Here is a 24,344-nt window from a genome sequence, read left to right as displayed (position 1 = left end):
CCAAAAGTATGGAGCCACTGATTTAAAGCGGGTTAACGTACCTTGATATCGGGTTAAACAACCTTGATATTTTCAGGCCTTAAAGCAAAAGCTTCAGGCCGCGGCTACGGACATTAACAATCTGTACTTCCTGGTCATGACGGAGATACTTGCGCAGACGGCTGATGTATACATCCATATTACGGGTATTGAAAAAACTATCGTCCCCCCATAAATCCATCAGGATTTCTTTTCTGGAGGTGATGTCATTGGCATGGTCCACCAGCATTTTCAAAATATCGGCCTCCCTTTGGGATAATTTTTTCAGTTCATTTTCATGCCGCAGTTCCAGGCGGTTGTAATCAAAGGTATAAGACCCAATGCGTATGCATTCGGCCACCAGGGGTTTGGCGCTGAACATGGTCCTTTTAAGAATGGCATGGATGCGAAAAATCAATTCCTCTATACTGAAAGGTTTTTTCATATAATCATCGGCACCCGCCTGAAAACCTTTCAGCACATCGAGCTTTTCGCTTTTGGCCGTGAGTAAAATAAGGGGAATTCCCTGGTCTACCGCCCTGATCTCTGTAACCAGGCTCAAACCGTCCTTTTTAGGCATCATCACATCAATAATGCAAAGGTCTGGCTTTACAGACTGGTACATGTTCCAGCCTTCGACTCCGTTTGAGGCAAGTGTCACTTCAAAACCACTGGTCTCCAGGGTTTCCTTCACCACAGCAGCAAGAATTTCTTCATCTTCTACCAACAATAAACGTATGTTCTGGCTCATGATTTTTTCAATTGAAAAGTAAATGTTGTTCCCCTGTTCACTGTACTTTCGGCCTGAATATCGCCCCCTAGTTTCCCGACAATGGTTTTTACATAACTCAGGCCCAGCCCATAGCCTTTTACCTCGTGTACATTGCCCTGCGGCACCCGGTAAAATTTATCAAAAATAAAAGGCAAATACGCTTTATCGATACCGATCCCCTGGTCGCGAACTGAAAACACAAAGTCTCCCGTTCTTTCTTCTATTTGGATAAACACCTCTTTTTGTATTCCTGGGGTATATTTAATGGCATTGTCAATCAGGTTCGACAAAATGATTTTTAAGCCAGCAGGATAGGTATTCAAATGCGCATTTTCGACCAAAAACCGGGTATGCAACTCCAGCCCGGACAGCTCACTAAAACGCGACAACACCTGATCCAGTAAGGCTTTAACATCCGTTTTCTCCTGCCTGCCAATCAGTTCATCTTCCCGGTGCTCCATGCGGGTTAAGGTCATAATGTTCTCCACCAGGCCCTGCAGTTTACGTAATTCTGCCTGTTCCAGCAGCAAATAACGTTCTGTTTTTTCCCGGTCCTGGATCCCCCCAAATTTCAGCAAAGCCTCGTTGGTGGCGCTTAATATAGAAAGCGGGGTTTTTAGCTCATGGGAAATGTTGCTGATGAAATCATTTTTCATCACTTCCAGTTTTTTTTGCCGGACAATAATCCGCCAAAGCAGCCAGATGCAACCTGTTATGAGTAAAACCAATAAAAAGGACAGCACCACCGGCCACAGGATTTTCAGAAAAAGCATAGGACCTACCTTTTCGAAACGAAGCAGTAAAGTCATTTTCTTTTTAGGGGTCGTTATATTTTTATACACCAGGCCCGCATCTTTATCTTTAAAAACCGTATCCTTAGCAAGGAGCTTTAGTGAAAAAGGCAATAAAATATGTCTTATTTTCAGCTCCTTTAGCAGGCTTTTTCGGATCAGCAGGGTATCAATTTCAGTGATCTGCGCGGCACTTAATATACCCGCCAAAAAGTGATTAAAATCCAGGTTGGCACTCCTGGGGTTAATTTCCTGGTTCACCACACTGTCGGGCTTATCTGACCATTTTTGGGAAAGGGTAATCGTCGTATTTTCAATCCCTGTTTTATTTGTTTTTTTTGCACCTGCCAAGCCCTGGACAATACTGCTGGCGATAGAATCGATCTTTTGATCAGATACCTGCCCCGCAGGAAGCAGGGTGATTTTACTGGTGGTGGTTTGTACAAGCTTTTTAGGTTTCTTTTTAAGACGTTCTGCTTTTTGCTGGCCCATTTTCTCCAAACTTTCCATCACCGACTGGTCATAGGCTTTCTGAAGGGCGTCAGCAGCCACCTGCTCAAAACTGTCCCGCTGCTCTATGTAATTGGTACGCAACCAATAGAGCTGGAAAGCCAGAACCGCCAGGGCTGTTGGAAGCACAATCCACCAAATCCGTTTAACCAGTTTATTCATATCGGGCAAAGTTACATGATACACAAGGCTTTGCAGTACAAGTTAACTGAATTTAACCTTTTTGCAAGGTTCATTAACCTTTCGCCAGGCATTTTTTAAACCCCGGAACAGACAGCGGATAAAAAATTTTGCAGTACTTTGTCCTGTCTGCTTTTGAACAGGCCAGGCATTTAAAACATTGCTCCATGAAAACACCCGCCATTTTACTTTTTATCTGGATCCTTAGCCAGAGCACCTTTGCCCAGAAACAGGCCTCCACAGGCCCTGTTCTTGTCGTACTGGGAAATGTTCAGGATGGGGGCTCGCCCCATATTGGCTGCACCAAAGATTGCTGCCGGGACCTGTTCCTGCACCCGGACCCCAACCGTATGGTTTCCTGCCTGGCTGTGCTGGATCCCGAAAACAAAATGAACTGGCTGTTTGACGCTACACCAAACCTGCCTTTTCAAATGAAAGCCCTAAAAAACCTTTCCCTTTTCAGCAGCAAACAGGCCCCCGACGGGATTTTTCTGACCCATGCACATATTGGTCATTATGCCGGGCTGATGTACCTGGGCCGTGAGGCGATGGGCTCCAAAAACGTAGCTGTATATGCCATGCCCAAAATGAAAGATTTTCTGACCGGTAATGGTCCCTGGAGCCAGCTTGTCAGTTTAAACAACATACAGCTCAGGGAACTGCAGGATGAAAAAACAGAGGTCCTTTCGCCAAACATTAAAGTCAAAGCCTTTAAAGTTCCTCACCGGGACGAGTTTTCTGAAACCGTCGGTTTTCTTATCGAAGGCCCCCGCAAAAAGGCATTGTTTATTCCCGATATTGACAAATGGTCAAAATGGGACAAAAACATTATAGACGAAATTAAAAAAGTAGATTATGCTTTTATTGATGCCACTTTTTACGATGCTGCCGAGCTTCCAGGACGACTGATTTCGGAAGTTCCACATCCTTTTGTCAGTGAAAGCATGCAACTGTTTGCCTCGCTCCCAAAAAGTGAAAAAGACAAAATCTGGTTCATTCACCTGAACCATACCAATCCTTTGCTGAAGCCCGAAAGTGAACAAAGCAAAACCGTTTTGAAAAACGGCTTTCATATTGCCAGGTACCAGCAGCAGCTGGAACTTTAAATGAGCTGTTTAGCTCTTTTTCTTTTCAGTAAGCAGTAACAGACATACAATAAGGCAATCCAGCCAGGGATCAGCTCGACCGGCATTTTCATGCCTGTAATCCACATGAGCACCAGAATACCAATCAAAAAGACCAGACAGATGTAATTGGACAGGGGGTAAATAAAAGAAGGGAATTTGGTTTTCACCTGTTCTGCATTTTTATTTTTCCTGAATTTTAAATGGGTAATGCTAATCATCAGCCAGTTGATGATCAGCGAAGACACTGTCAGCGACATCAATATCCCCAATGCCCTTTCCGGCATCAGCTTGTTGACCACAATACAAACCGCAGCAAAAATGCCTGAAATCAGCAGCGCTTTTACCGGCACATGGTTTTTGTTCAGTTTTGATAAAAAAGCCGGTGCATTGCCCTGCTGGGCCAAACCATACAGCATCCGGCTGTTGCTGTACACGCAGCTGTTGTATACCGATAATGCGGCAGTCAGTACAATCAGGTTCAGCACATTGGCAATCACGCTGGTAAAATAAATGGTTTTGCCAAAAAGGTTAAACTGAAAGCCTTTTAAGGTTTCAAAAACCATCACAAAAGGGCTGCTGTCGGTGGTGATGTTTTTCCATGGAGACAGGGAAAACAAGATCACCAAAGCGCCAACATAGAAAATAAGGATCCTGTAAATAACCTGATTGGTAGCCTTGGGAATGGTTTTTTCCGGACGTTCGGCTTCCGCGGCCGTAATGCCAATCAGCTCCAGCCCGCCAAAAGAAAACATGATCATGGCAATGGCGGCAAACAGTCCCTGAAAACCACCTTTTCCATCGGAACTGAACAGGCCTTTTGGAAAAAAGCCACCATCGTTCCAAAGGTTATGCACGGTGGCCTGTTCCCCTGCAGACCCGCTGAACAATAAATAAACCCCAAATACAATCATGGCAATAATGGCCACTACTTTTACGATGGAAAACCAGAACTCCACTTCACCATATACCTTTACAGAAGTCAGGTTCAGCGCATTGATGGCCACAAAAAAGAAAAGACTGGAAGTCCATAAAGGAATTTCCGGCCACCAGAAATGAATGTACACCCCAATAGCGGTCAATTCTGACATACTCACCAGAATATACAGCACCCAGTAATTCCATCCGGAGGCAAAACCTGCAAAAGAACCCCAATATTTATAAGCAAAATGACTGAAGCTGCCCGATACCGGCTCTTCCACCACCATTTCGCCCAGTTGGCGCATAATAAAAAAAGCAATAACGCCAGCCAGTGCATAGCCTAAAATTACAGAGGGGCCGGCCAGTACAGCTGCCGGACCAATGCCCAGGAACAGACCGGTACCAATGGCGCCACCCAGGGCAATGAGCTGGATATGCCTGTTTTGTAAACCTCTTTTTAATTTATTTTCTCCGGTTTGTTCTTCTACTTGTTTCAATGTGTATGGTCTGGAATTGTTGGTAAGATCTTTAATTCAGCAAAAATGTAAACTTAGATTTATTTATGCGATTAAACTAGCAGGTTTTGATAAAAAATTGACCACTTATGTTCTGCCCCATGCGAATGCTTCATTGCAACCAGAAGTCCCATTACTGCCGGATTACGGTGATATAGCCTTTTTGTTTCAGTTTTCCGGTCCCAAAATCCAGGATGTAATAATAGGTCCCTTCGGACAGCGGGCTGCCATTGACTGTTCCGTTCCAGCTATTGTCGTAGCCCCTTTTCTCGTAAACAATCCGGCCTGCCCGGTCAAAAATTTTCACCTGGTTATTCGGGTACATGTCGATGTTTTTAACGATCCACAAATCGTTTATCCCGTCGCCATTGGGGCTGATGATGTTGGTGGTGGCAATGGCCTGAAAATCTTCCCGTACGGTCAAATCAAAACTTTTACGCTGGCTGCAGCCACTGGCATTGCTAACCGTTACGGTATAAGTTCCGCTTTGCTGAGGGCGAAGGCTTAAACTTGCCGTATTTTGCCCACCGATGCCCGGGCCTTCCCACAAATAACTGTTGCCCCCGGAGGCTGTCAGGACCAGGCTTTCGCCTTTACTGACCGAATTGCCATTACTGCTGCTGATGCTCACGGCTGGCAAGGCATTGATTTGCAGGTTTCCGTTGACATAACTGAATGTGTAATTGGCCGATACCGCTCCGCCGGGAACCAGCGCATAACTGCCGGCAGGCGAACCTGCACTGGCTGCAGTACCGACACTGGCTTTAGTACCCAGGCTGTTTGCATTGTCTCCGTTTTGAAAGCCTGAATAGCTGAGGCTAAAGACAGGCAGGTTCGCGCCCTGACATACCTGCTGATTATCGGCAGTAACCACCAAGGCTGCTTTACTGATGGTCAATGCCGCAGGAACATAACTTAAACTGTAATTGTCACCGCCCGAAAGGCTGCCCTGCAGAATCGGATAACTCCCCGTATTTTCACCAGGGCTCCTGCTGAGTGTGCCTTGTAAGGCATCGCCCTGCAATAAGCCTGTAACCGAATAGGTCCATAGTGGATCGGCCGATCCGTATACTTTACTTTTTGCCACAGCATTCACGGTTAAACCCGCCTTGGTTATGGTCAGACTGCCATCTTTATAACTGATGTCGTAATTGGAAGAAGTCAGGCCCGAAGGGCTGATGAAGTAACTGCCAGTACCTATCGCCCCTTGCGCAGTCCCTCCGTACACCAGGGTACCCTGCAGTTTACTTTCGTTTTCCCCTTTTACAAAACCGGTATAAGTCAGGCCTCCGCCTCCATTAAAAGCAATATGATCATAAGTTTTGCTGAGGTTATTGGCGGTAATAACCAGGCCTTTTTGCTGCACCTGCAGGTTAAAAGAAACCGGTACTGCTGCCAGGTGGTTGCCGTCGCCGGGCTGACTGGCGGTAATGGTTGTGTTTCCGGCCGATAAAATACTCAATTGTCCATTTGCATCCAGGCTGGCCACCGCAGGGTTACTGCTATTGTAGCTCACCGGCAGCCCCGAACTGGCCAGGGCCGATGCATTCACTGCTGCATCGCCATAAGTCAGCACCAGGGTACTCCCTGCGGTCTGCGCATTAAAAGTAATTACATTGTATCCGGCCGGAACAATGTTTAAATTACCGGCAACATAACTGAGCTGGTAATTGGCCGCAGTCAATCCCGAAGGCACAATGCTGTAATTTCCCGTATTGACCGCACCCTGGGCGGTCCCGTTGTACACCAGGTTTCCGCTCAGCACGGCCTGGGTATCTCCGTTTACAAACCCGGCATAGGTTACGCCGTTTCCACCTTGATAAGGCAGCCCGTCGTAGGTTTTACTGTAATCTTTTGCCGTTACCTGCAGTGCTTTTGGAGCAATCTGTACAATAAAACTCAAAGGAGCTGCCGGGGCATAATTGCTGTCCCCGGCCTGGGCAGCGGTAATGGTCGCCGTGCCTGAAGCCAGCAGCTGCACCTGTCCCTGGGCGTTTATGGTAGCCACCAGGGGGTTACTGCTCTGATAGCTGGCCGCAAGTCCTGAACTGGCGACGGCAGAAGCATTGACATCTGCATCCCCATACGTTTTCATTAAGGTACTTCCCGGGCTTTGTGTATTAAAAGTCAATATGTTGGCTGCGCTGCTGGAAATGGTCAGGGTACCGGAAACATAAGTCAACGTATAATTCAGCGCAGCCAGGCCCGAAGGCATTAAGGTGTAGCTTCCCGTATTCACAGCGCCCTGGGAATTTCCGGTATACATTAAAGTTCCAGTCAGTACAGAGGCGTCTTCTGCGTTCACAAAGCCATTATAACTCAGTCCGTTTCCGCCCTGATAGGGCTGCCCATCGTAAGTTTTTGCCGCATTATTGGCGGTAATGGTCAAAGCTACGGGATCAATTTGCCCCAGCGTATTGCCCAGGTCTGCAGAATTTGCAATGCGGTAGTTAGGCGCCGAAACGCCGCTTAAAGCAATAGCTGCAAGAGGAAGGGTCAAGGCTTTTGAATGACCAGCATTTTTATCGGTATACGCCCCGCCTGCGCTCAGGCCAATCGCCAAATCATCTCCGCCCAGCACATCACCGGCGGTAAAAGATACAGCTGCAGCAGTCAAAGCAGCCGTAAGCTTGCCATCGTAAAGCTTCGTATATCCCCCGTTCAATACCACTGTTACTGGTTTTTGTGCTACGGTTAAAGTAAAAGTCACATCCGGGGCAGGGTCTACATTCCCTGCACCGGCCTGGCTGGCCTTCAGGCTCACCACGCCTACTTTTTTAATTTTTATTTTCCATTTGTTGCCGTCGGCAGCATCCTGATAAGCCTCAGCAATGCTGTTATCGGCCGAACTGTAACTGACCGTCAGACCCGAACTGCTGGTGGCACCAGGGTTAAAATCGGCATCGCCATAGGTTTTGCTTAGCGCTGCAACCGGGCTGATGCTTTGAACAACAGACTGGTATTCATAAGCCCCTATATCTATACTGTTTCCTATTAAACGCGGGTTGGCCGCAAGGTCCCTGTCCGTGTTCAGGCCGACCGGATAAAAAGTATTGTTGCCCCCGTTAATTGCCGGGCTTCCCCTTTTCAGGCTATAATCGCCACCAGCCACATTGTTCATCAAGGGATCAGTACCGATGTCTACCGATCCAAAGCTGCCTTTTTGAACGATACTGTTTTGAATGGTCGTGGTTGACGAAGCGGGATTATTGGAAAAAACTGTATTGCCCCAGACAATGGAATTGTACAGTACCCCGCCCTCCATTAAAACCGGAAAAGTACAGCTGTTGTTGACAATACTCACATTAATCAGGCTGGCCGGACCGCCCAGGGCCGTAAAAACAACACTGTATAGGGTACTTGAATTTCCGCTCATCACTGTATTCACCAGCACCGGGCTTCCGGATTCACTTCTAAAGGCCGTACTGGCATAACCGGTATGGTTGGTCAGCAAACAGTTTTTAATCAGGGGTGAAGAAGCGGCGCAATAGATTCCGCCGGCAAAACGGTTGGTCAGCAGCGTAGCATTAACCGTCACCCTGCTTAAGCCGGAATCCTCCATAAATGCGACACCATCAGAAACCGTAAAACCATCCAGTGTAGCGCTTCCTACATCTGCAGCCGAAATGACCACGTGATAGGCATTATTAGTACTGTTCCCGTCGTTTTGCATCTCCCCGCTTAAAATGGTTTTGTTCAGTGCCCAGTTGCGCTGGCCCAATTGTGTTTCTGTACCCGCAAAGCCACCATACACCGCTACATCTTTCACCAGTACAAAAGAGTTTTGCCTATTGGTTGAATTTGGCCCGTTGTTTAAATCATCTGCGGCATACAGGGGTTTATAATTTCCGGCGGCCACCCAGATTTGTTTTACCGCCGTATTGTTTTTGGCCAGTTTTAAGGCATCAGCCACTTCCCCCAGGGGGCTCGACCAGCTGTTTCCCAAACCATTGACCCCCTTTTTCACATAGAGTATGCCATTGGCATCCGGCTGTGGTTGCGGGGGAGTATAATACGTATAATAAATCCTCAGCCCCGAAAGTTGCCCCACCAGGATCGAGCTGAGCTTGATCTTAACCCGGTCAAATTGCGCCCCCGGGACCATAAAAACCTCTGCCTGTGCTCCATTGCTGACCAACCGCACATTTGCAGGACCCAGGACAACCGCATCATTATTGGATGTTGTGCCATTAGCCGTTTCTACACTAACCCCACCAAACAGGCCTGGGGTCAGCACCGCATTGTCTGCGCCAATACGGATCATCAGCGAATCCACACCCCGGTGCAGGTTGGCTACAGGAAAAATCAGCGTCTGCTCTACACTAACCCCTATTAATCCTTCAGTAATGGCAAAGGAAGAATAATCTGTCAAATTACTGTTATTGACCGCATTGTTCGGATTGGTCACCCCGCACAACAGACAAGCACCGTTAAGGCCATTGGTTTGCGAGGTTGCAAGCTGTATCTGGGCTTGTAAGTTTAAGGTCAGAAACAGAAATCCAGCGATCAGGAGTAGAAGTTTTTTCATAAAAAGCGCTTTAAAGATGCCGCAGCCTTTCCCAATCTCCTGTGCAGCAAGGAAAATCAAAAATAATAATTATAAAGAAAGTTAGGGCCTTTCCCGCTTTAAAAATGTTCTGCGGGCTGATGATGCCTCTGTTTAGGCTTAAAAACTACCTGGAACACCATTGGAAGGCGGCTGCTTCAATATTGCACTTTTAGAAGTGCAATATTGATTATTTTTAGCACAATATAACCTGCAAAAAAGCTTTCAGCGCCCGCCTACTAGAATTCAATCAGATCAGATGGTTTGGGATTAATTTCTTTTCAAAGAAAAAGCCGTTAACCCAAGGGTCAACGGCTTGCAGGTTCATTATTCTGCCCCGCCGGTAGCTACATTAAATTTTCTTTGGGCAAGTTCTGCATTGAGTAAATACAAGGCGGAAGAATTATCCCCGATCATTTTTAATTTACTGACAATCTGAGATACAGTCGCTTCTTCCTCCACCTGCTCGGTCACAAACCATTGCAAAAAAGTATGGGTAGCAAAATCATTTTCCTCAAACGCCGCCTTGATCAGGTTGCCGATGCTTTTTGTGACAGATTTTTCATGCTCCAAAGCGGTCTCAAATATTTCCAGTACCGACCCGAATGCCGATGAGGGCTGCTCAATAGCCTTAATGGTTACTTTGCCCCCAACATCATGAAGGTAGTCAAATTGCTTTTCGGCATGAAAAAGCTCTTCTTTGGCCTGTACTTTAAAATAGTTTGCAAATCCGTCCAGGTCCTTTTCCAATAACCAGGAGCACATGGCCCAATAGGCATTAGCGGAGTACATTTCTAAATTGATCTGCTCATTCAGCAGCGTTTCCATTTTTCTGTTGATCATATGTGATGGCTTAAATCTTTTTTTGACTTATTATTTATAATCAATCTAATTAACGAAATTTAAACTGAATTTCCATCATCAGATTAAGTTATTTTACATCAAATTCCTGCGTCATGGAAAAAACAGTAGCGCCGCCTTTTTTAAAACTGGCCTCTGAAATCCTTTATTTTTTTCCCTCCAGTCTGCAAATGATTTCAGCGTCCGGATGTGCCTGAATTTTCGGTACACCCCATCTCCTTCCCTTGAACCCTGCCCGCTTGTATTGCCCTCAATCGTCCCGATCCAGTGCCCATAAACATACTCGACAAAACCGCAATGCCCGATTCGTTTTAAAACAGGAAAATAAATACTAAAAATTGATCCCGGAACTGGCTGGCTGACCCGTTTTTCTTTTGGAAACAGGTCAGGCGACCAGGCCGTTCTGGGCAAAGCATAACCTGCCTGTTTAAAGGTCCAGCAAACAAAAGCAGCACACCAGGGATTTCCTTTTTTTAAGCCGACTGCCCCAAGGTAAGCTTCCACCCTGGGACCATCATTTTGTCCTGTACGTTCTTTTACGCCAACCTCCCTTCTGGCAATACTTAAAAGATTGCCCCCAGGGAGCACACTCCTGCCAACACCAGCAAGGCAAACGATGCCCAGTAAAAGCCCAATTGCTGCCATAATTCTAAAGTTTGAAATTGTAAAACCATAATCCCCAATCCGGGCAGGCCCATGGCCAGCCAAAAGTGTTTTAAAAGCAACCAGCTTAGACAGAGCAGCAGCAGGTAACTCATTAGGGCCAGCAAAACCAGTAAAGCCACCGAGGGGTCTATATAACCCGAAGTTCCGTCTTGTGTCCACATCCAATGCTGCAAAATAGGCCACAGGAGCACTAAAATCACCATAATAGCCCCTATTTTCAGCCAGCCATAGGAAAAGGCCTGCGGCTTTTCCAGATTTAAAGTTTTCATTGTATTGTCCGTTTAGGAAGATAACCGGTCCGCCTGCTTTTCATGTCACACAGGTGTCCATACTCAGCAGAAAACCGGTTATCTTCAGTTTTTAATGGGTCATCTTTTAAATAACCGTTAATTTACCAGCGTAAAAGGTTTCTGAAGCGAGTGCCTTTTGTACCGCCGAATTAAAGCTGATGTAGCAATGCACCTGGTCTCCGGTAAAGTTTGCCGGCAACTGCAGGCTGAATGCACCGACTGACCTGGTTTCTGCTTCCTTCGATTTGACCAGTTTGCCTTTTACCGGATTGTATACCAGAATATTGGCACTGTCCCTGGCATTCAGAAATTTGTCGTCCTTCTCCAAATGAGACCAACTGTAATCAATTTTTGCGCCGGTCACTGCAACCGCCTTCAAGTCATCCGGCAAACGTAGCCGGCCCGAACTGAAACTGATTTTCGGATAATTCAATTCAATCCCTGTACCTGTATCAGTTAAGGCTTCTTTCAGGTTATAAGCCACAGCGCTGTTCATTGCCGTTGCAATGCCACTCTGCGACTTGTAACCCATTTCCACCAAATCGCCAATCCAGCTTAAAAAGCCGGTCACTAAGCCAAATTTACTCTGCTGGTCTTTCTGCAGTTTGGTGGGTGCCTTTCCGCTTTTTCGGGGCAGGCCCCTGATTACATCCAGCGTGCGCCAATGTGCGCCCACCACCGATCCTGTCTTTTTCCGGAACCCGCCAAGGATTCCCTGTCTGATTATTCCCATGTTTTTAAAAATTAGGGGTTAAAAAATCTGTTAATTTGTCTGCCGGGCCGGGGCCGGCGGACAAGACAAAGGGAAAAAATTCAAAGCCGGCCTGGCAGTTGACGGGGTCTGTTACCCCTCCTTTAAAAACCTGCAAAACAGTCTTTATCGCTTCATTTGGCCATAAAATTTTTCATTAAAAAAAATGTACAAAAGCAAAACGACTGTCCAGGATTTTCAACATCCGCATTAAAGCCGCCCTTACACCCTTGGCAGTTGTTTGAACCACTTGCAGGTATTTCACCCCCAGGCTGCTTGCCGAAAGCAGCTGTTCTCCAATTCCTGGTGTTTGAAAATTACGGGCCACAAAACCCAGCAGCTGCGAACGGGGCTGGGCAATGATGATCCCAGATTCCACAAGCAAGCGGAGCAGATAGGCCAGGGCATCTGCAGAAATAGAAACTTTTATCCGGTAAGCCGGTCCGGCAGTAGTTTTTAATTGAAGCGGCCTGTCACCCAGGTCCCAGTTCTGTTTTTTTTGCAGGTATTCCAATTCGGCCTTTACATAGGCCAAAACAGCCATATGAGCTGCAGGCGATTTTTTGTCAAAAACCCCATTTGCCCATTCTGTTTGAATTTTAAGCGCCTTTTCATAGGCACACAAATAGTCGAATTGCATCCGTAGTTCAAAAACAGGTTCCAGTCCCTCTCTGATTTTCAATTGGTAAAAGGAAATAAACGCAGAATGATTAAACCTCAAAAACAACAAATGCTGGATCAGTAATTCCGTAAAAGGAGCGCCCGATACTTTATTGCAAAAATTAATCAGTTCTGCCTGCAGGGCTTTCATATACAACAATTGCTCATAATAGCAGGTTTTACCCTCCATAAAATCATTAAAGCAGCTCAGTATGATGTCTTGTAAGGCCAGCTCTACCCCTTTCTTTTTAAAACCTGCCCGGAGCTGGTCCATTTGCGCCCTAAAGTCCGGTACCGGATAACCGGGATAATCTATGCATTTCATAAGGGCCCCACCTTTCCCAGATAACTGCTGTTGGCAATCTTTTTTCCGTTTAAAGACACTAAAGCCACATAAGCTTCGAGCGTTTTACCCACCATTTTGGGGTTAAACTTAAATTCACAGGACAAATCGGCCCTTTTCACCCCCCCAATAAAGCCATCGGCAATTTTAAGTTCCGGACTGTACAATACCAGCATCAGCTGGTCGTCATAAGCGGCATGAAGCAATTGATGCTGTGACCAGCGAAGTTCCAATACATTTGGTGCTTTAAGATGTAACTCCGGATCCACAAGTTCCGGTAAGGGTCCCTTACTCAGTTTGACTTTCGAATAATCCACGCCCAGATATGGATAAACCCCAGTGATTGCTTCTTTATAATTAATGGAAAACGCAGCGTTAATTTCGGTTCTCCTTTGCGCCAGATTCTGAAAGCCTACCGTTACAAAAGGGTGGAAAGGCACCAGCCATTCTGTAACGAATTTAAATTTCTGTTGACAGGCCAGCTGTGCCGGTGTCTGACTACGACCTGGTTTTTTTGTGGGAAGTGAACGCAGGTAAGGAATGTTTTTCCAACTTGCACCAACTAGAGGACCTAGTTTTCCTGAAAAGGGTCCGAAAACTCCATTGTGTAATTTTGCCATGATCTTTTGTTTTAAAAATGAATAATTGAACATTAAAATTTTGAAAAAGGACCGGAAAAGCATCCTGACCAAGCCTTTTGTATAACTCCTGTCTGCGATCACTTTTCTATGGCACCCATCGAACAAAAGACGAAGCAGGTCCGGTTAAGAGCAGGTTCAGGTACAGCCTATTTAGCAGCCACACCTTAAGCCTGTTTTTTCTTTCTGCTCTGCCAATTTTCATCCTTTTTCAAAACGCTATCCAAACTTATTTCTTTGAAAATTAACGGCTTTCGTTTTATACGCATCATGCGTTTTATGCATGTTTTGCGCTTTATGCGCATTTTGCATGGTTGCTAAAATTTTTTCAAAAATTATAGTTTGTTTTTCTTTATTAAATAATATATTTATCAAAAAATTAATTCAACAACCTATTGCAATACGAGTTCCATAGAACAGTTGTTTCCATGCCAGGTGCCACCCTATTTGCGATACAACAGCTAAACGTTATGAAAAGAGTACTCATATTTCCTAAAGATGTGATCAGGATTACCGGTTTTAGTCTTAGAAAATCGCAATTGCTGATTCAGCAGATCCGCAGCTTACTTAAAAAAAAGCCGCTACAATACCTTACTGTTAAAGAATTCGCCCATTTTATGGGTCTTGATCCCAATGAAATTGAAATTTTATAACAGCTATCCATTGCAACAGCTATTCTCTTTAATCATTCACCCCGAAATGATTAAAGAGAATGCTTAGGACAAAAGAATTATTAGACATGCTGCACCTGATCAGCAATCTGTCTGCCGGCTTCAGGGCAGACTTAAGCAGTGCTGTTCAATACAAAACATTCCAGGCCCGGTTCAACCTGCTGGACATTGGCGGAATGACCAAATTTGCCCTCTACCTGCTAAAAGGCTATATCAAATCTACCGCGGCTGATCTCAACGGCAGGCTGACTGTGGTCCGTTTATACCAGCCCGGACACATTGTAGCAGATTTACATAGTTTTTTTCAGCCTGTGGCTTCAAAATTGTCTATTTCAACCCTTAGCCCCTGCCAGGCCCTGCTCCTTTACCGCAAAGATTATCTGAGGCTGGAGCAATATCCCGAAACCCATAAACTGGCCAGTCACTTTATGCTGCTGGAAAAAGAAATTGATTTCAATAAAAACTTATGGATGACTTTAAGCGCCGCCCAAAAGGTGGAACAATTTTTTAAACATTATCCGGCAGATCAGTTGCCCAACAAAGACTGTGCTTCTTTTTTGCAAATGACCGAGGCCAGTTATTGTATACACAAGGCAAGGTACAACAGCAAACATTAAAAACGAAGGTATCATGAGCTTATCCTTGCCTCAAGTCCATCATTGCTTCGATTGCGGACATGAGTTTTAAATTCAGATTTGTACCTGAACTTATGTTAACTACAGATTAGAATTGTCTAATATTTATATAATTTTTCCAATAGTTAGCAGTAAAATACTGACATTTAAACTTCTACACAAAAAATTGATAAATGCAATACAAAAAGATCAATAATCTGTTGGGTTGGCTTTGTTTGATTATCGCTTCGTCAACATACATTTTAACTTTAGAGCCTTCAGTTAGTTTTTGGGATTGTGGCGAGTTCATTTCATGTGCTTACCGTCTGCAAATAGCTCATCAACCTGGATATCCTGTATTTGCAATGCTGGGAAAAATGTTTTCGCTTTTATCTCTGGGTGATTCAACTAAAGTGGCTTACTTTATGAATATGGGCTCAGCAATAGCCAGTGGCGTAACCATTATGTTTTTGTTCTGGACAATAACGGCACTTGCCAAAAAGATGCTCCTCAGCAAGCCCGATGACCCTGTTCATACCTCAAATCTTATTGTAATTATGGGGGCAGGCCTGGTTGGGGCGCTGGCATTTACCTATACCGATACGTTCTGGTTTTCTGCTGTTGAAACCATTGTATTTGCTTTATCTTCCATGTGTACAGCCATTGTATTCTGGGCCATCTTAAAGTGGGATGCCCAGGCCGATGAACCCAGATCTGACAGATGGCTTATTTTCATTGCATATATCATGGGTTTATCAATTGGCATTCACCTGCTTAACCTGCTCACGATTCCTGCCATCGCCATGGTCTATTTCTTCCGAAGGAGTAAAAAGATTACGGTAAAAAATGGCATCCGGGCCTTCCTGACCGGGGTGGCCATCCTGGGTTTTGTACAGTATGGCATCCGGGGATATACGGTAAAACTGGCGGCATATTTTGATCTTTTCTTTGTGAATTCGCTTGGCCTGGGCTTCGGCACAGGTGCCTTCTTTTTTATATCCTTACTTATTGCGGCAATCGTATGGGGTATCCTATACAGCATCCGGAATAAAAAACCAAAACTTAATCTGGCCTTATTGTGCATTGCTTTTATCTATTTTGGCTACGGTTCATTCGCCTATATCCCGATCAGGGCTGCTGCAGACCCTCACCTGAACAACTCTCACCCTGATAATGCATTTACCCTGTATGGTTACCTGAACCGGGTCCAATATGGAGAAAACCCACTGTTAAGCGGACCCTATTTCGATTCGAAAATTATTGAACAAAAAGAAGGAGAGGTGATTTACCGTAAAGGAAAAACACAGTATGAAAATGCCGGGCGAAAAATTGATCCCGTTTACGACCGCACTACTTTTTTACCTCGCATGTACAGTACCAGTCCACAGGACGTGCAATTTTACAAAAGCTGGTTACAGATGCCTGAGGATAAGTCCCCTACTTTTATCGATAACCTACAATGGATGCTCAGCTGGCAGATGTCCCAAATGTACTGGCGGTATTTTTTATGGAATTTTGTTGGGCGCTACAATGACAGCGACGGACAAACAGATCCGGCAGGGATTGATGGCAACTGGACCAGCGGCTTATTTGACAGCAGCAAAAATCTTCCAAAATCGGTGATTGGTGGCATCACCTATACCCCATTATATGCAGCGCCGTTAATTCTGGGCCTGATTGGAGTTTTTTATCATGTTAAACGCAAAAAAAAGGACGCATTGGTCATTTTTTTGCTTTTCCTTTTTACTGGTCTGGCCATTGTATTGTATGTGAATCAACCTTCCATACAACCCAGAGAGCGGGATTATTCCTATGTAGGTTCCTTTTATGCTTTTGCCATCTGGATAGGGCTTGGTGTACTGGCCCTTGCAGAATTAATCCGTAAGGTTATCCATGCTAAAGCTGCTGCCATTGCTTCGACCGTTATTGGTCTTTTGATGGCTCCGGTGTTATTGGCCGCCAAGGAATGGAAAAGCCATGACCGCTCCACCAAATGGGTAGCCCGCGATATGGCTTTTGATTACCTGATTTCCTGCCCTGCGAATGCGATTTTATTTACCTATGGGGACAATGATACTTATCCACTCTGGTACGCCCAGGAAGTAGAAGGAATAAGACCTGATGTCCGTATTGTTAACCTCAGTCTTTTGGGCACTGAATGGTATATACGCCAAATGCAAAAGCGCATGAACCAATCGGCACCACTGCCCATTACCATGCCTTATGATAAGTATAAAGAAGGCATCAGGGATGCGATTCCTTACAGTGACCAAAAGATCACCGGATCTGTGGAACTTAAAGAGGTATTTGATTTCATCACTTCAGATCAGAAACAAATCATGTTGGAATATCAGAATGGTGAATACACCAACTATTTGCCGACTAAAAATTTTAAAATCACGATAAATCCGGATGAGGTGATCAAAAATGGTGTAATTGCCCCTGATCGCAAAAACCAGCTTGCCAAAATTATGGAATGGCAGTTTAGCCCAAATTACATCACCAAAGACAACCTTGCGATGCTTGATATACTGGCACACAACGATTGGAAAAGGCCGATTTGTTTTACCATTACCATGAATAATGAGAACTTTATAGGCTTGCAACCCTATTTATACAAAGAGGGCTTCATATATCACTTAATCCCTCTTGAAAAGGACAACAAAATTCAAAACCAATTGAGTAAAACAAACCCCATGATTATGTATGACAACATCATGAACAAGTTTGAGTTTGGCAATTTTAAAAATGCACGGTATCTGGACCAACAGTCCCGATCTGCGTATTATCCTGTAATGACATCAACTTTTATTGACCTGATCCAGGGTCTTATCCAGGAAGGCCATCATGATCTGGCACTGAAAGCACTTCATAAATATGACCAGGAAATGCCTGAAGTCATATTCTATTTTGATTTCGCCGGCCAAAAGCTTTTTTTAGCTGAACTCGCCTTCCAACTGAATGACATTCCATTGGGCAACAAGCTGTTAAACACGGTCAATGAATCCGTTAAGGATCAACTGGATTACAATTATCACTTATATACCCAAAATAAAAGCAAAGTGGACACACGCGAAATACAATTGGGTTTGCAATTGCTCAATGCCATGGTTGATCTCACTAAAAAGGACAAACAAAATGTACTTTCCGGCAAATTGCAAACAGAGCTAAATGATTATATGAAAAAGTTCGGAAATTGATTCTATCAAATCGTTCGATGTTTCAAAACCGTTGTTGCTTCGATTGGGAATAGGAATCTTAAAATCAAATCTATAAAATACCAATAAAATAACAACAACAAATTATCCGGGCATAATTTATTCATCTTTCTAAAAACCAAACTTTGGAGCGTTAAAACACGCTATATGAAATTTGGTTTTTCTTGTCAAATAATTGGTCATTCCTACAACAATTTATACAAAGTTATTTTGTCTGTTCCGCATGGCACCGGACGGCGCAGACAACTCACCCTGTCCCCGAGAAAGGAGGGTTTAATGAAATAATAAACTCTAACCCATTCTTCAAACCTGATGTATATAAAATGTAAAAAGTACCATGGTATAATGCCATAGTACTTTTTTAATGGTGGATGATGTTTTATTGCTGTTTTATTTTTCGGCAGGTTTATGGCTTACTTTGTTGATGTCTTGTGTGATTTCCTGTAAGCGCTTTGCAACTTCTGCTGGCATTTCTTTCTGATACCTTCCTCCAATAACTTCTGACAAGAATTTTTCGGTTTCGGCATACATGGCCATTTTATTGACAGGTTTGGCAAAACCATGTCCTTCGTCATTTGCCAGCAGGTAAGCAACCTTTTTACCCTTTTCACGAAGCGCAACAACAATCTGATCTGCCTCGGCTTGCTTTACCCTTGGGTCGTTAGCCCCCTGAATTATAAGTAAAGGTTTGTTGATTTTATCGGCACTAAACAGTGGGCTGGCTTCTTTTATCCTTTGTTTGCCCTGCTCAGTTCCCGGATCCCCGACCATACCGTACAAAAAGGCCCTGCCCGATTCCCAATAGGCCGGCACAGACTCCAGTAAAGTAAAAATATTACTCGGTCCTACAATATCCACACCGGCAGCATACAATTCGGGTGTAAAGGCCAGACCTGCAAGGGTAGCATAGCCGCCGTAACTTCCACCCATTATGGCAATACGGCTTTTATCGGCAATTCCTTTTTCGATCAGGTATTTTACCCCCCAGGTAATGTCATCCTGCATCAGTTTACCCCATTGCAAATCGCCTGCATTGAGAAAATGTTTTCCATAACCACCACTGGCCCGGAAGTTTGGTTGTAAAACGGCATAACCGCGATTGGCCAGAAACTGTACTTGCGGGGCATATCCCCAATCGTCCCTTAGCCCTTTCGGGCCACCGTGCACCAATACCACCACTGGCAAATTTTTGCCATTTGAACCCGCAGGGATGGTCAGGTAAGCCGGAATTTCCAGTCCGTCACTGCTCTTGTAGCTTACAGGGGTCATGGCAGCCAAATACTGTTCTACCTTTTTGAGCGTTGGTTTTGGGGTGTATTGGAATACAAGTGCCTTTGTTTTGGCATCAAAGAAATAAACTTCCGGTGCATATTTATCTCCCCATACAGAAATTAAAAATTTCGAATAATCTTTGGTCGCACTCGAAAAATTCACCTCTCTGCCTGGAAATTTACTTTGCAGGTATTTGTAATTTGCTTCCCAGGTTTTGTCTTTCCAATAGGTCTCTGTTTTGTCGGAAGTATAAGAGGTTGAGATGATTTTATGCGTATTCCGGTCTAAAAATAAATTACCGAAATCTACTTTACCCTTAGGATCGCTTTCGATTTTGGTCAGTTGCCTGGTCAGTGGGTCCATTAGAAAAAGCGTGGAAAGATTTAAATCCCCTTTATTGCTTTCCAGATAAAACCGGCTATTGTCGGCATTCCAGCCAGATACTCCGGCAGACTCAGTTACTGAGGTTTCATAAACGGGGCTAAGTTTATCCCCTTGCTTATACAGCATTTGGCTATTTCCTTTTTCATCGGTTTTGGTCAAAATCCTCAGGTTTTCATCCCAATCGAAATTATATCCTTTAATCCTTTCTTTGTTCTCATAAATTTTGGTCAGTTTACCTGTTGAAATCTCTAAGCTATACAGATCGTGCCAGGCCTTATCCCGGTCGTTAATCCCAACCATCAACAGATCAGGGTTTTTACGGCTAACCATAAAAATCTCTGCTGCAATATCTTTTAAAGGGGTAAGGTTTCTTGACTCAGGCACACCGCCTGTTGCAGATCCGGCAATGGGGTCAACAGCATAGATATTTAAATTTTCATCACCGTCCTTGTCCTGGGTGTACAAAACATATTTTCCGTCATTTGTCCAGAAATAACCGTGTAAGGGTCTTTTGCTTCCGGTTAAAGGGCGGGCTTTTTCGAAGGGCTCATTAAAAGATTTGACCCAGATGTTCATAATCCCATTGTACTCTTTCATAAAAGAAATGTACTTTCCATCGGGACTGAGCTGGCCACCGGAAATTTTAGCGTTCCCAAAAAATAGCTCCCGGTCCAGCAATGGAATTTCCTGCGCCCTGGCCATTTGTAATCCAAGAATAAGGACCATAAAAGAAAATAATTTTTTCATTTTAAATATAAGTTTTTTTAAAAGTAAGCGGATGTTCCCTGTACAAAAGGGATCCGGAAAATTTCGTTTGCCACAAGGAATTCACCTGGCAACATGCCAAATATATAAGACTACATCTTATTAGCAACAATGTTGCAACAAATTTTAACCTTTTTTAAGGTTCTTTAACATGTTTACATCATGGTGATATGAAATTTTCCGGAACCTCAATTGATATGTACAAGGCCGGTTACTTCTACTGCACTGAGCCTGGGAAAGGCGGCCCCAGTGTTTTAAACTCGGCAAAAACAGCACCTTCATTCCCCAAAGTCCTGTACTCAAGCGTCAATTCTCCTCTTTCTTCCAGGCTTTTTAAACGGTAAAGGACTTCCTGCGGACTAAGTCCAAGTTTTTTACCAAGGCTTGCAGCAAGTGCCTGCTTCTGGGCCTCGGTAACTTCATGTACAACAATGTCTGTGTTTTCCATTTCTTCCATATGAATATTTAATTAAGATGAATTGATCTATTTTTTCCGGTGCTTATTTTTCTTTTACGCCCTGGTTTTCATCAATATTTTCATAAACCGCTGCCAGTAAAGCATCCAGTTGTTCATAAAAGGTGCAGAGGTTCTCCTTTTCCATAGCAGACAAGCTGCTCCAGTTTTCGGAAAAGGCCAGTTTAAACAATTGCCAAAGTAAATCCTGGCTTTCCCCCAGATGGTAATCTGAAAAGAATGAACGGATCACTGCCGCAGGCACAGAAATCTGGCCGGATTCTGATGCGTTTTGATGGTTTTGCTGATCCACTTAAAATTCAGTTTTTAAATAAGCCTTGTTTCAACCGCTTTTCTTTAAATTTTAACATTTCATTTGTAATTGTATTTCTGGTTCCCCTTATAGACCTTTTGTATAAAAGCCCTGGAAACCTCAAGCAATTCGATGATCTCCAATATTGTCTGTTCGGAATACCCCTTTTTTAACAAAATTTTGGAAACCATTTCCGATTTAACTTCATTTCTACCTTTCTCTAAGCCTTTTTCTATACCTTTCTCTAAGCCTTTTTCTATGCCCTTCTCCATACCTTTCTCGATACCTTTTTCCATACCCCTCTCTTCTCCTTTTTTTAAACCTCGCTTTTCAGCCCGGTCCAGTAATATTTCTCCAACCCCTATCGGTTTTGTCCGGCCGGTTAATTCAGCCACCTCTTCTTCAAATTTTAACATGTTCCTCGGATTTTTAAATGTGATATAATACTGCAGAAACTCCATGATCTGCGAATGTTTCTCTATACTGATGTTTCTTTTGTTCAACGCCCGGATCAGGTCCAGTTTTAAAAGCCGAAGCTCCTGGTCACCCGCTTTTTTGTACTTTATGGCCTGCAAACCCACCAGGGCAACCATGGCAAAGGGATTGGGGTTCGCCCGCAGGGAAGCCTCATCCTGCTCCAGTAGTTTATAGGTATTGAACTGGTAACTGAGCCTGGTGCCCAGAAACTCTTCCACATAGACCCTGGGATGGTACCCTTTTTCTCTGTCGGTCAGAATGGCAAAGGCTGTCGTGGAAATATTGTATTTGTCTTTGATCCGGTAATAATACCTGAACATGCGTTCTGACAACTCTTCATGGCTTTTTTGGCCCTGTACCTCTACATGCACCAAAATAAACCTTTCACCGCTCCCATCTTTTAAGCGTACCTTAACCAGTTTATCTACAAAACGTACGCCCGGGGCATTTTCCTCCGCCGGAAAAATACTGCTGAATTCCTTATCCAGAAAAACCACATCCTGTTCCAGGTCAAACAGCTGGTCCGCCTCTTCAAAAAAGAAACGCAGAAAATCTTTAAACACCACCTCTAAAATGCCTTTCCAGAGCTCATCATCCCCTCTGCGACCGTATGTTTCAGACGGTTCCCTTAAACAATAAGATTTTACAGGTTTTAATTCAATTGAATACATATCCCAAATATAAATAAATATCAAAATAAAAGAAATTTATTTATCAAATAAAGAAATATTAATTTCTTTCAAAGAAACACAAGATTCTGATCCTGTTCTCAAAATATTTGGATTTTCTTTTATCAGAAGATCCAGGAAATGCAGGCTGTATAAAATTCATGAGCTAAAATTTATTCCATAAAAAAATTGGATGAATTATTGAGGTGACCCTAAAAAACCAATATAAAATGAGTATTCAATTAGGAAACGCCTCCACGTTTGGCTGGTTTATTATCGCAATAGCCATCATCATGTCAATAGGAATTTACATCGCCTACCGAAAAAGCGAAGTGATTAAATGGAAATATGTCATCGCCGTAATTATTATGCTATTTGTAGGCGTAAAATGGTTATTGGAAAATTAGTTTCCCTGCAAATGACCTGCCGGGTCTGCCCATTCTATTGTTTTTATTTTTTGGCTGTCATCAAAGCAGCCAAAGGAAAGCCCTTGCAATTCAGCCTTAAAACCAAGATCTTATAGGCCAGGTACTATTACAAAGAATGGGTAGAAAAATATACAAAACAGGTGCAGGACAAAGTTTTCACTCCCGAATAGCTCAGAAAAAATGAAGCTAAGTAGAAAAACCCGGGGCAAAAGCAATTCCTATCTTCTCTAACTAATCATCAGGATATCAGTAAAAAACCGACAAGTATAAAATAGAGACCCAAAAAACGCCTTTCTATCCATATATTTGCCTACCTATTTAAGAAAAACATATCCGGCATGGAAATCAGTTCTGGCTTTAGTGGCCTGTCTTCATGCAGATCTACCCTATTAAAATGAGCAAATATAAAATTCTATGTATTGCCCTGGTTGTGCTGGCCGCACTTGCCGTTACCTGGGCAATCACCCGCTTTGAGAGGCAGGAAACGCCCAGGTCAGCCGCAGCAAAAAAAACGGCACCTGCTGCTCATGAAAAAGAACAGGAACCCGTTGCCAAAGATTCGGCAAATGCTTCGGCCCCCATCGATTTAAAAATTCGTTTATTTGAAAAAAAACCTGATTTCGGCACTTTGACCGAGGTCGAAAATGTTATGGCCCGTGAACTTTCTGATGTCGGGCTGCAGCAACGTTACAAGATACTGGCGCAGTGGCAGCAAATACTGGTTCCAAAAATCAGCCATTTGGATCCAGGGCAACGGAAATTGCTTACGCTTTATGAGCAAAACCAAAACACGGCTTACCTGGACAATGAGTCCAATGCGGATCGCCAGAAAAGATTAGCCATAAGCCTCATGGCTTCTTTAAACCCTTCACAAAAGGTTTTATATAAAGAATTGCTCTTGCACGAGATTGAAATTATCGAAGAAGAAGAAACCGGACCGGTTTTTCATCTTAAACCAAGTTACTGGAAAAAACTGTTTGCCCCCCATTTTCCGGAAGCCGACCAAAAATTCTGGGAACAGACCGCATTGGAAAATGATCCGGTAGTTGACTATGATGCTGGTTTGGCAATAGATAGACAAACCTTGGGTGATTGGGCTTTTTGCTGGGAGCAATACCTGAAGCGTTATCCAAACAGTCATTACCAGCAGCAGGCCCGTAACAATTACCGCACTTATATGAGTTATCTGCTAACCGGGCTGGAAAATACGCCAACTTTGGACAGCGAGACAAAAAACATTGCACCTGAGGTGGAAACAGATTTCGATGCGATTAGCAAACGTCATCCCGACAGCAGGGTCGCAAAAAACATCAGCCTTTTCAGGAAAAAACTAAAAGACCTTCCCGGGAAAGAGACCGATTTGTATAATCTGGCAAATTCGGTGATTAAAATATAATGTCTAAAATGCGGCTGGTATCCACCATAACCGCATTTTTTCATTACAACTCCCGGTGTAACTTTGGACAAAACAAAAATAGCAACCGCGGTTTACAC

At 43.9% G+C, this 24,344-nt stretch carries 20 protein-coding genes; 6 read left to right on the top strand and 14 right to left on the bottom strand.

The genetic code is table 11. From position 1 onward, the window contains the following. Window positions 1–79: 79 nt before the first annotated feature. Window positions 80–769 carry a response regulator transcription factor gene (locus B0O44_RS10000; protein WP_110829826.1) on the bottom strand — a complete coding sequence of 230 codons (690 nt, stop codon included), beginning with the start codon at window positions 767–769 and terminating at the stop codon, window positions 80–82. Further along, entirely contained in the window at window positions 766–2,253 is a 1,488-nt protein-coding gene (locus tag B0O44_RS09995) for a sensor histidine kinase (protein WP_110829824.1), read from the bottom strand. Before B0O44_RS09995 ends, B0O44_RS10000 begins: the two co-directional genes overlap by 4 nt. A gap of 185 nt (window positions 2,254–2,438) precedes the next feature. Here B0O44_RS09995 and B0O44_RS09990 point away from each other — a divergent pair, with 185 nt between their 5' ends. Then, window positions 2,439–3,377, top strand: coding sequence for an MBL fold metallo-hydrolase (locus B0O44_RS09990; RefSeq protein WP_110829821.1), 939 nt, complete (start codon window positions 2,439–2,441; stop codon window positions 3,375–3,377). Here the strand turns inward: B0O44_RS09990 and B0O44_RS09985 are convergent. From B0O44_RS09985 to B0O44_RS09955, 8 genes are all read right to left on the bottom strand, one after another. After that, window positions 3,374–4,813 carry an amino acid permease gene (locus B0O44_RS09985; protein ID WP_110829819.1) on the bottom strand — a complete coding sequence of 480 codons (1,440 nt, stop codon included), beginning with the start codon at window positions 4,811–4,813 and terminating at the stop codon, window positions 3,374–3,376. The genes B0O44_RS09990 and B0O44_RS09985 overlap by 4 nt on opposite strands. 151 nt (window positions 4,814–4,964) lie before the next feature. Then, window positions 4,965–9,359 (bottom strand): MBG domain-containing protein, encoded by a 4,395-nt coding sequence (locus B0O44_RS09980; RefSeq protein WP_146229805.1) that lies wholly within the window; start codon window positions 9,357–9,359, stop codon window positions 4,965–4,967. Between the two features lie 345 nt (window positions 9,360–9,704). Then, window positions 9,705–10,220 (bottom strand): ferritin, encoded by a 516-nt coding sequence (locus B0O44_RS09975; RefSeq protein WP_110829815.1) that lies wholly within the window; start codon window positions 10,218–10,220, stop codon window positions 9,705–9,707. Between the two features lie 111 nt (window positions 10,221–10,331). Further along, window positions 10,332–10,883 carry a CHAP domain-containing protein gene (locus tag B0O44_RS09970; protein ID WP_110830423.1) on the bottom strand — a complete coding sequence of 184 codons (552 nt, stop codon included), beginning with the start codon at window positions 10,881–10,883 and terminating at the stop codon, window positions 10,332–10,334. Continuing rightward, window positions 10,802–11,173 carry a hypothetical protein gene (locus tag B0O44_RS24875; RefSeq protein WP_146229804.1) on the bottom strand — a complete coding sequence of 124 codons (372 nt, stop codon included), beginning with the start codon at window positions 11,171–11,173 and terminating at the stop codon, window positions 10,802–10,804. Before B0O44_RS24875 ends, B0O44_RS09970 begins: the two co-directional genes overlap by 82 nt. A 106-nt stretch (window positions 11,174–11,279) precedes the next feature. After that, window positions 11,280–11,927: a DUF6266 family protein gene (locus B0O44_RS09965; RefSeq protein ID WP_110829813.1), complete on the bottom strand. Its 648-nt coding sequence runs from the start codon at window positions 11,925–11,927 to the stop codon at window positions 11,280–11,282. A gap of 175 nt (window positions 11,928–12,102) precedes the next feature. Continuing rightward, window positions 12,103–12,930 (bottom strand): hypothetical protein, encoded by an 828-nt coding sequence (locus B0O44_RS09960; protein ID WP_110829811.1) that lies wholly within the window; start codon window positions 12,928–12,930, stop codon window positions 12,103–12,105. Continuing rightward, entirely contained in the window at window positions 12,927–13,568 is a 642-nt protein-coding gene (locus B0O44_RS09955) for a DUF6266 family protein (RefSeq protein ID WP_146229803.1), read from the bottom strand. Before B0O44_RS09955 ends, B0O44_RS09960 begins: the two co-directional genes overlap by 4 nt. Window positions 13,569–14,056: 488 nt before the next feature. Between B0O44_RS09955 and B0O44_RS09950 the strand changes: the two genes are divergently transcribed. The 3 genes from B0O44_RS09950 to B0O44_RS09940 all read left to right on the top strand — a co-directional run bounded on the left by B0O44_RS09950 (window position 14,057) and on the right by B0O44_RS09940 (window position 18,071). Next, complete coding sequence (locus B0O44_RS09950; protein WP_110829807.1) at window positions 14,057–14,239, top strand: hypothetical protein; 183 nt, start codon at window positions 14,057–14,059, stop codon at window positions 14,237–14,239. Window positions 14,240–14,298: 59 nt separating this feature from the next. Further along, window positions 14,299–14,874: a Crp/Fnr family transcriptional regulator gene (locus tag B0O44_RS09945; RefSeq protein ID WP_110829805.1), complete on the top strand. Its 576-nt coding sequence runs from the start codon at window positions 14,299–14,301 to the stop codon at window positions 14,872–14,874. Window positions 14,875–15,065: 191 nt separating this feature from the next. Further along, the gene (locus B0O44_RS09940) at window positions 15,066–18,071 is read left to right on the top strand and encodes a glycosyltransferase family 117 protein (protein ID WP_110829803.1); all 3,006 of its coding nucleotides are present in this window, start codon (window positions 15,066–15,068) and stop codon (window positions 18,069–18,071) included. A gap of 408 nt (window positions 18,072–18,479) precedes the next feature. Here B0O44_RS09940 and B0O44_RS09935 read toward each other — a convergent pair whose 3' ends face one another. From B0O44_RS09935 to B0O44_RS09920, 4 genes are all read right to left on the bottom strand, one after another. After that, on the bottom strand, window positions 18,480–20,492 hold the full coding sequence (locus B0O44_RS09935; RefSeq protein ID WP_110829801.1) for a S9 family peptidase: 2,013 nt from the start codon (window positions 20,490–20,492) through the stop codon (window positions 18,480–18,482). Between the two features lie 235 nt (window positions 20,493–20,727). After that, entirely contained in the window at window positions 20,728–20,967 is a 240-nt protein-coding gene (locus B0O44_RS09930) for an Lrp/AsnC family transcriptional regulator (protein WP_110829798.1), read from the bottom strand. Between the two features lie 43 nt (window positions 20,968–21,010). Beyond that, on the bottom strand, window positions 21,011–21,277 hold the full coding sequence (locus tag B0O44_RS09925) for a hypothetical protein (protein ID WP_110829795.1): 267 nt from the start codon (window positions 21,275–21,277) through the stop codon (window positions 21,011–21,013). Window positions 21,278–21,336: 59 nt separating this feature from the next. Next, entirely contained in the window at window positions 21,337–22,425 is a 1,089-nt protein-coding gene (locus B0O44_RS09920) for an RpnC/YadD family protein (RefSeq protein WP_110829793.1), read from the bottom strand. A 227-nt stretch (window positions 22,426–22,652) separates the two neighbouring features. On the opposite strand from B0O44_RS09920, the gene B0O44_RS24970 reads away from it, so the two are divergent. Further along, a complete protein-coding gene (locus tag B0O44_RS24970; protein WP_170123304.1) occupies window positions 22,653–22,829 on the top strand; it encodes a hypothetical protein in 177 nt (58 codons plus the stop codon). A gap of 415 nt (window positions 22,830–23,244) precedes the next feature. Continuing rightward, window positions 23,245–24,246 (top strand): hypothetical protein, encoded by a 1,002-nt coding sequence (locus tag B0O44_RS09915; RefSeq protein WP_146229802.1) that lies wholly within the window; start codon window positions 23,245–23,247, stop codon window positions 24,244–24,246. The last annotated feature ends 98 nt before the right edge of the window (window positions 24,247–24,344 follow it).

It is taken from the genome of Pedobacter nutrimenti (genome assembly GCF_003208655.1).
Lineage (GTDB): Bacteria > Bacteroidota > Bacteroidia > Sphingobacteriales > Sphingobacteriaceae > Pedobacter > Pedobacter nutrimenti.
The sequence above is the reverse complement of the archived record's forward strand: the minus strand, read 5'-3'. Positions and strand labels throughout refer to the sequence as shown.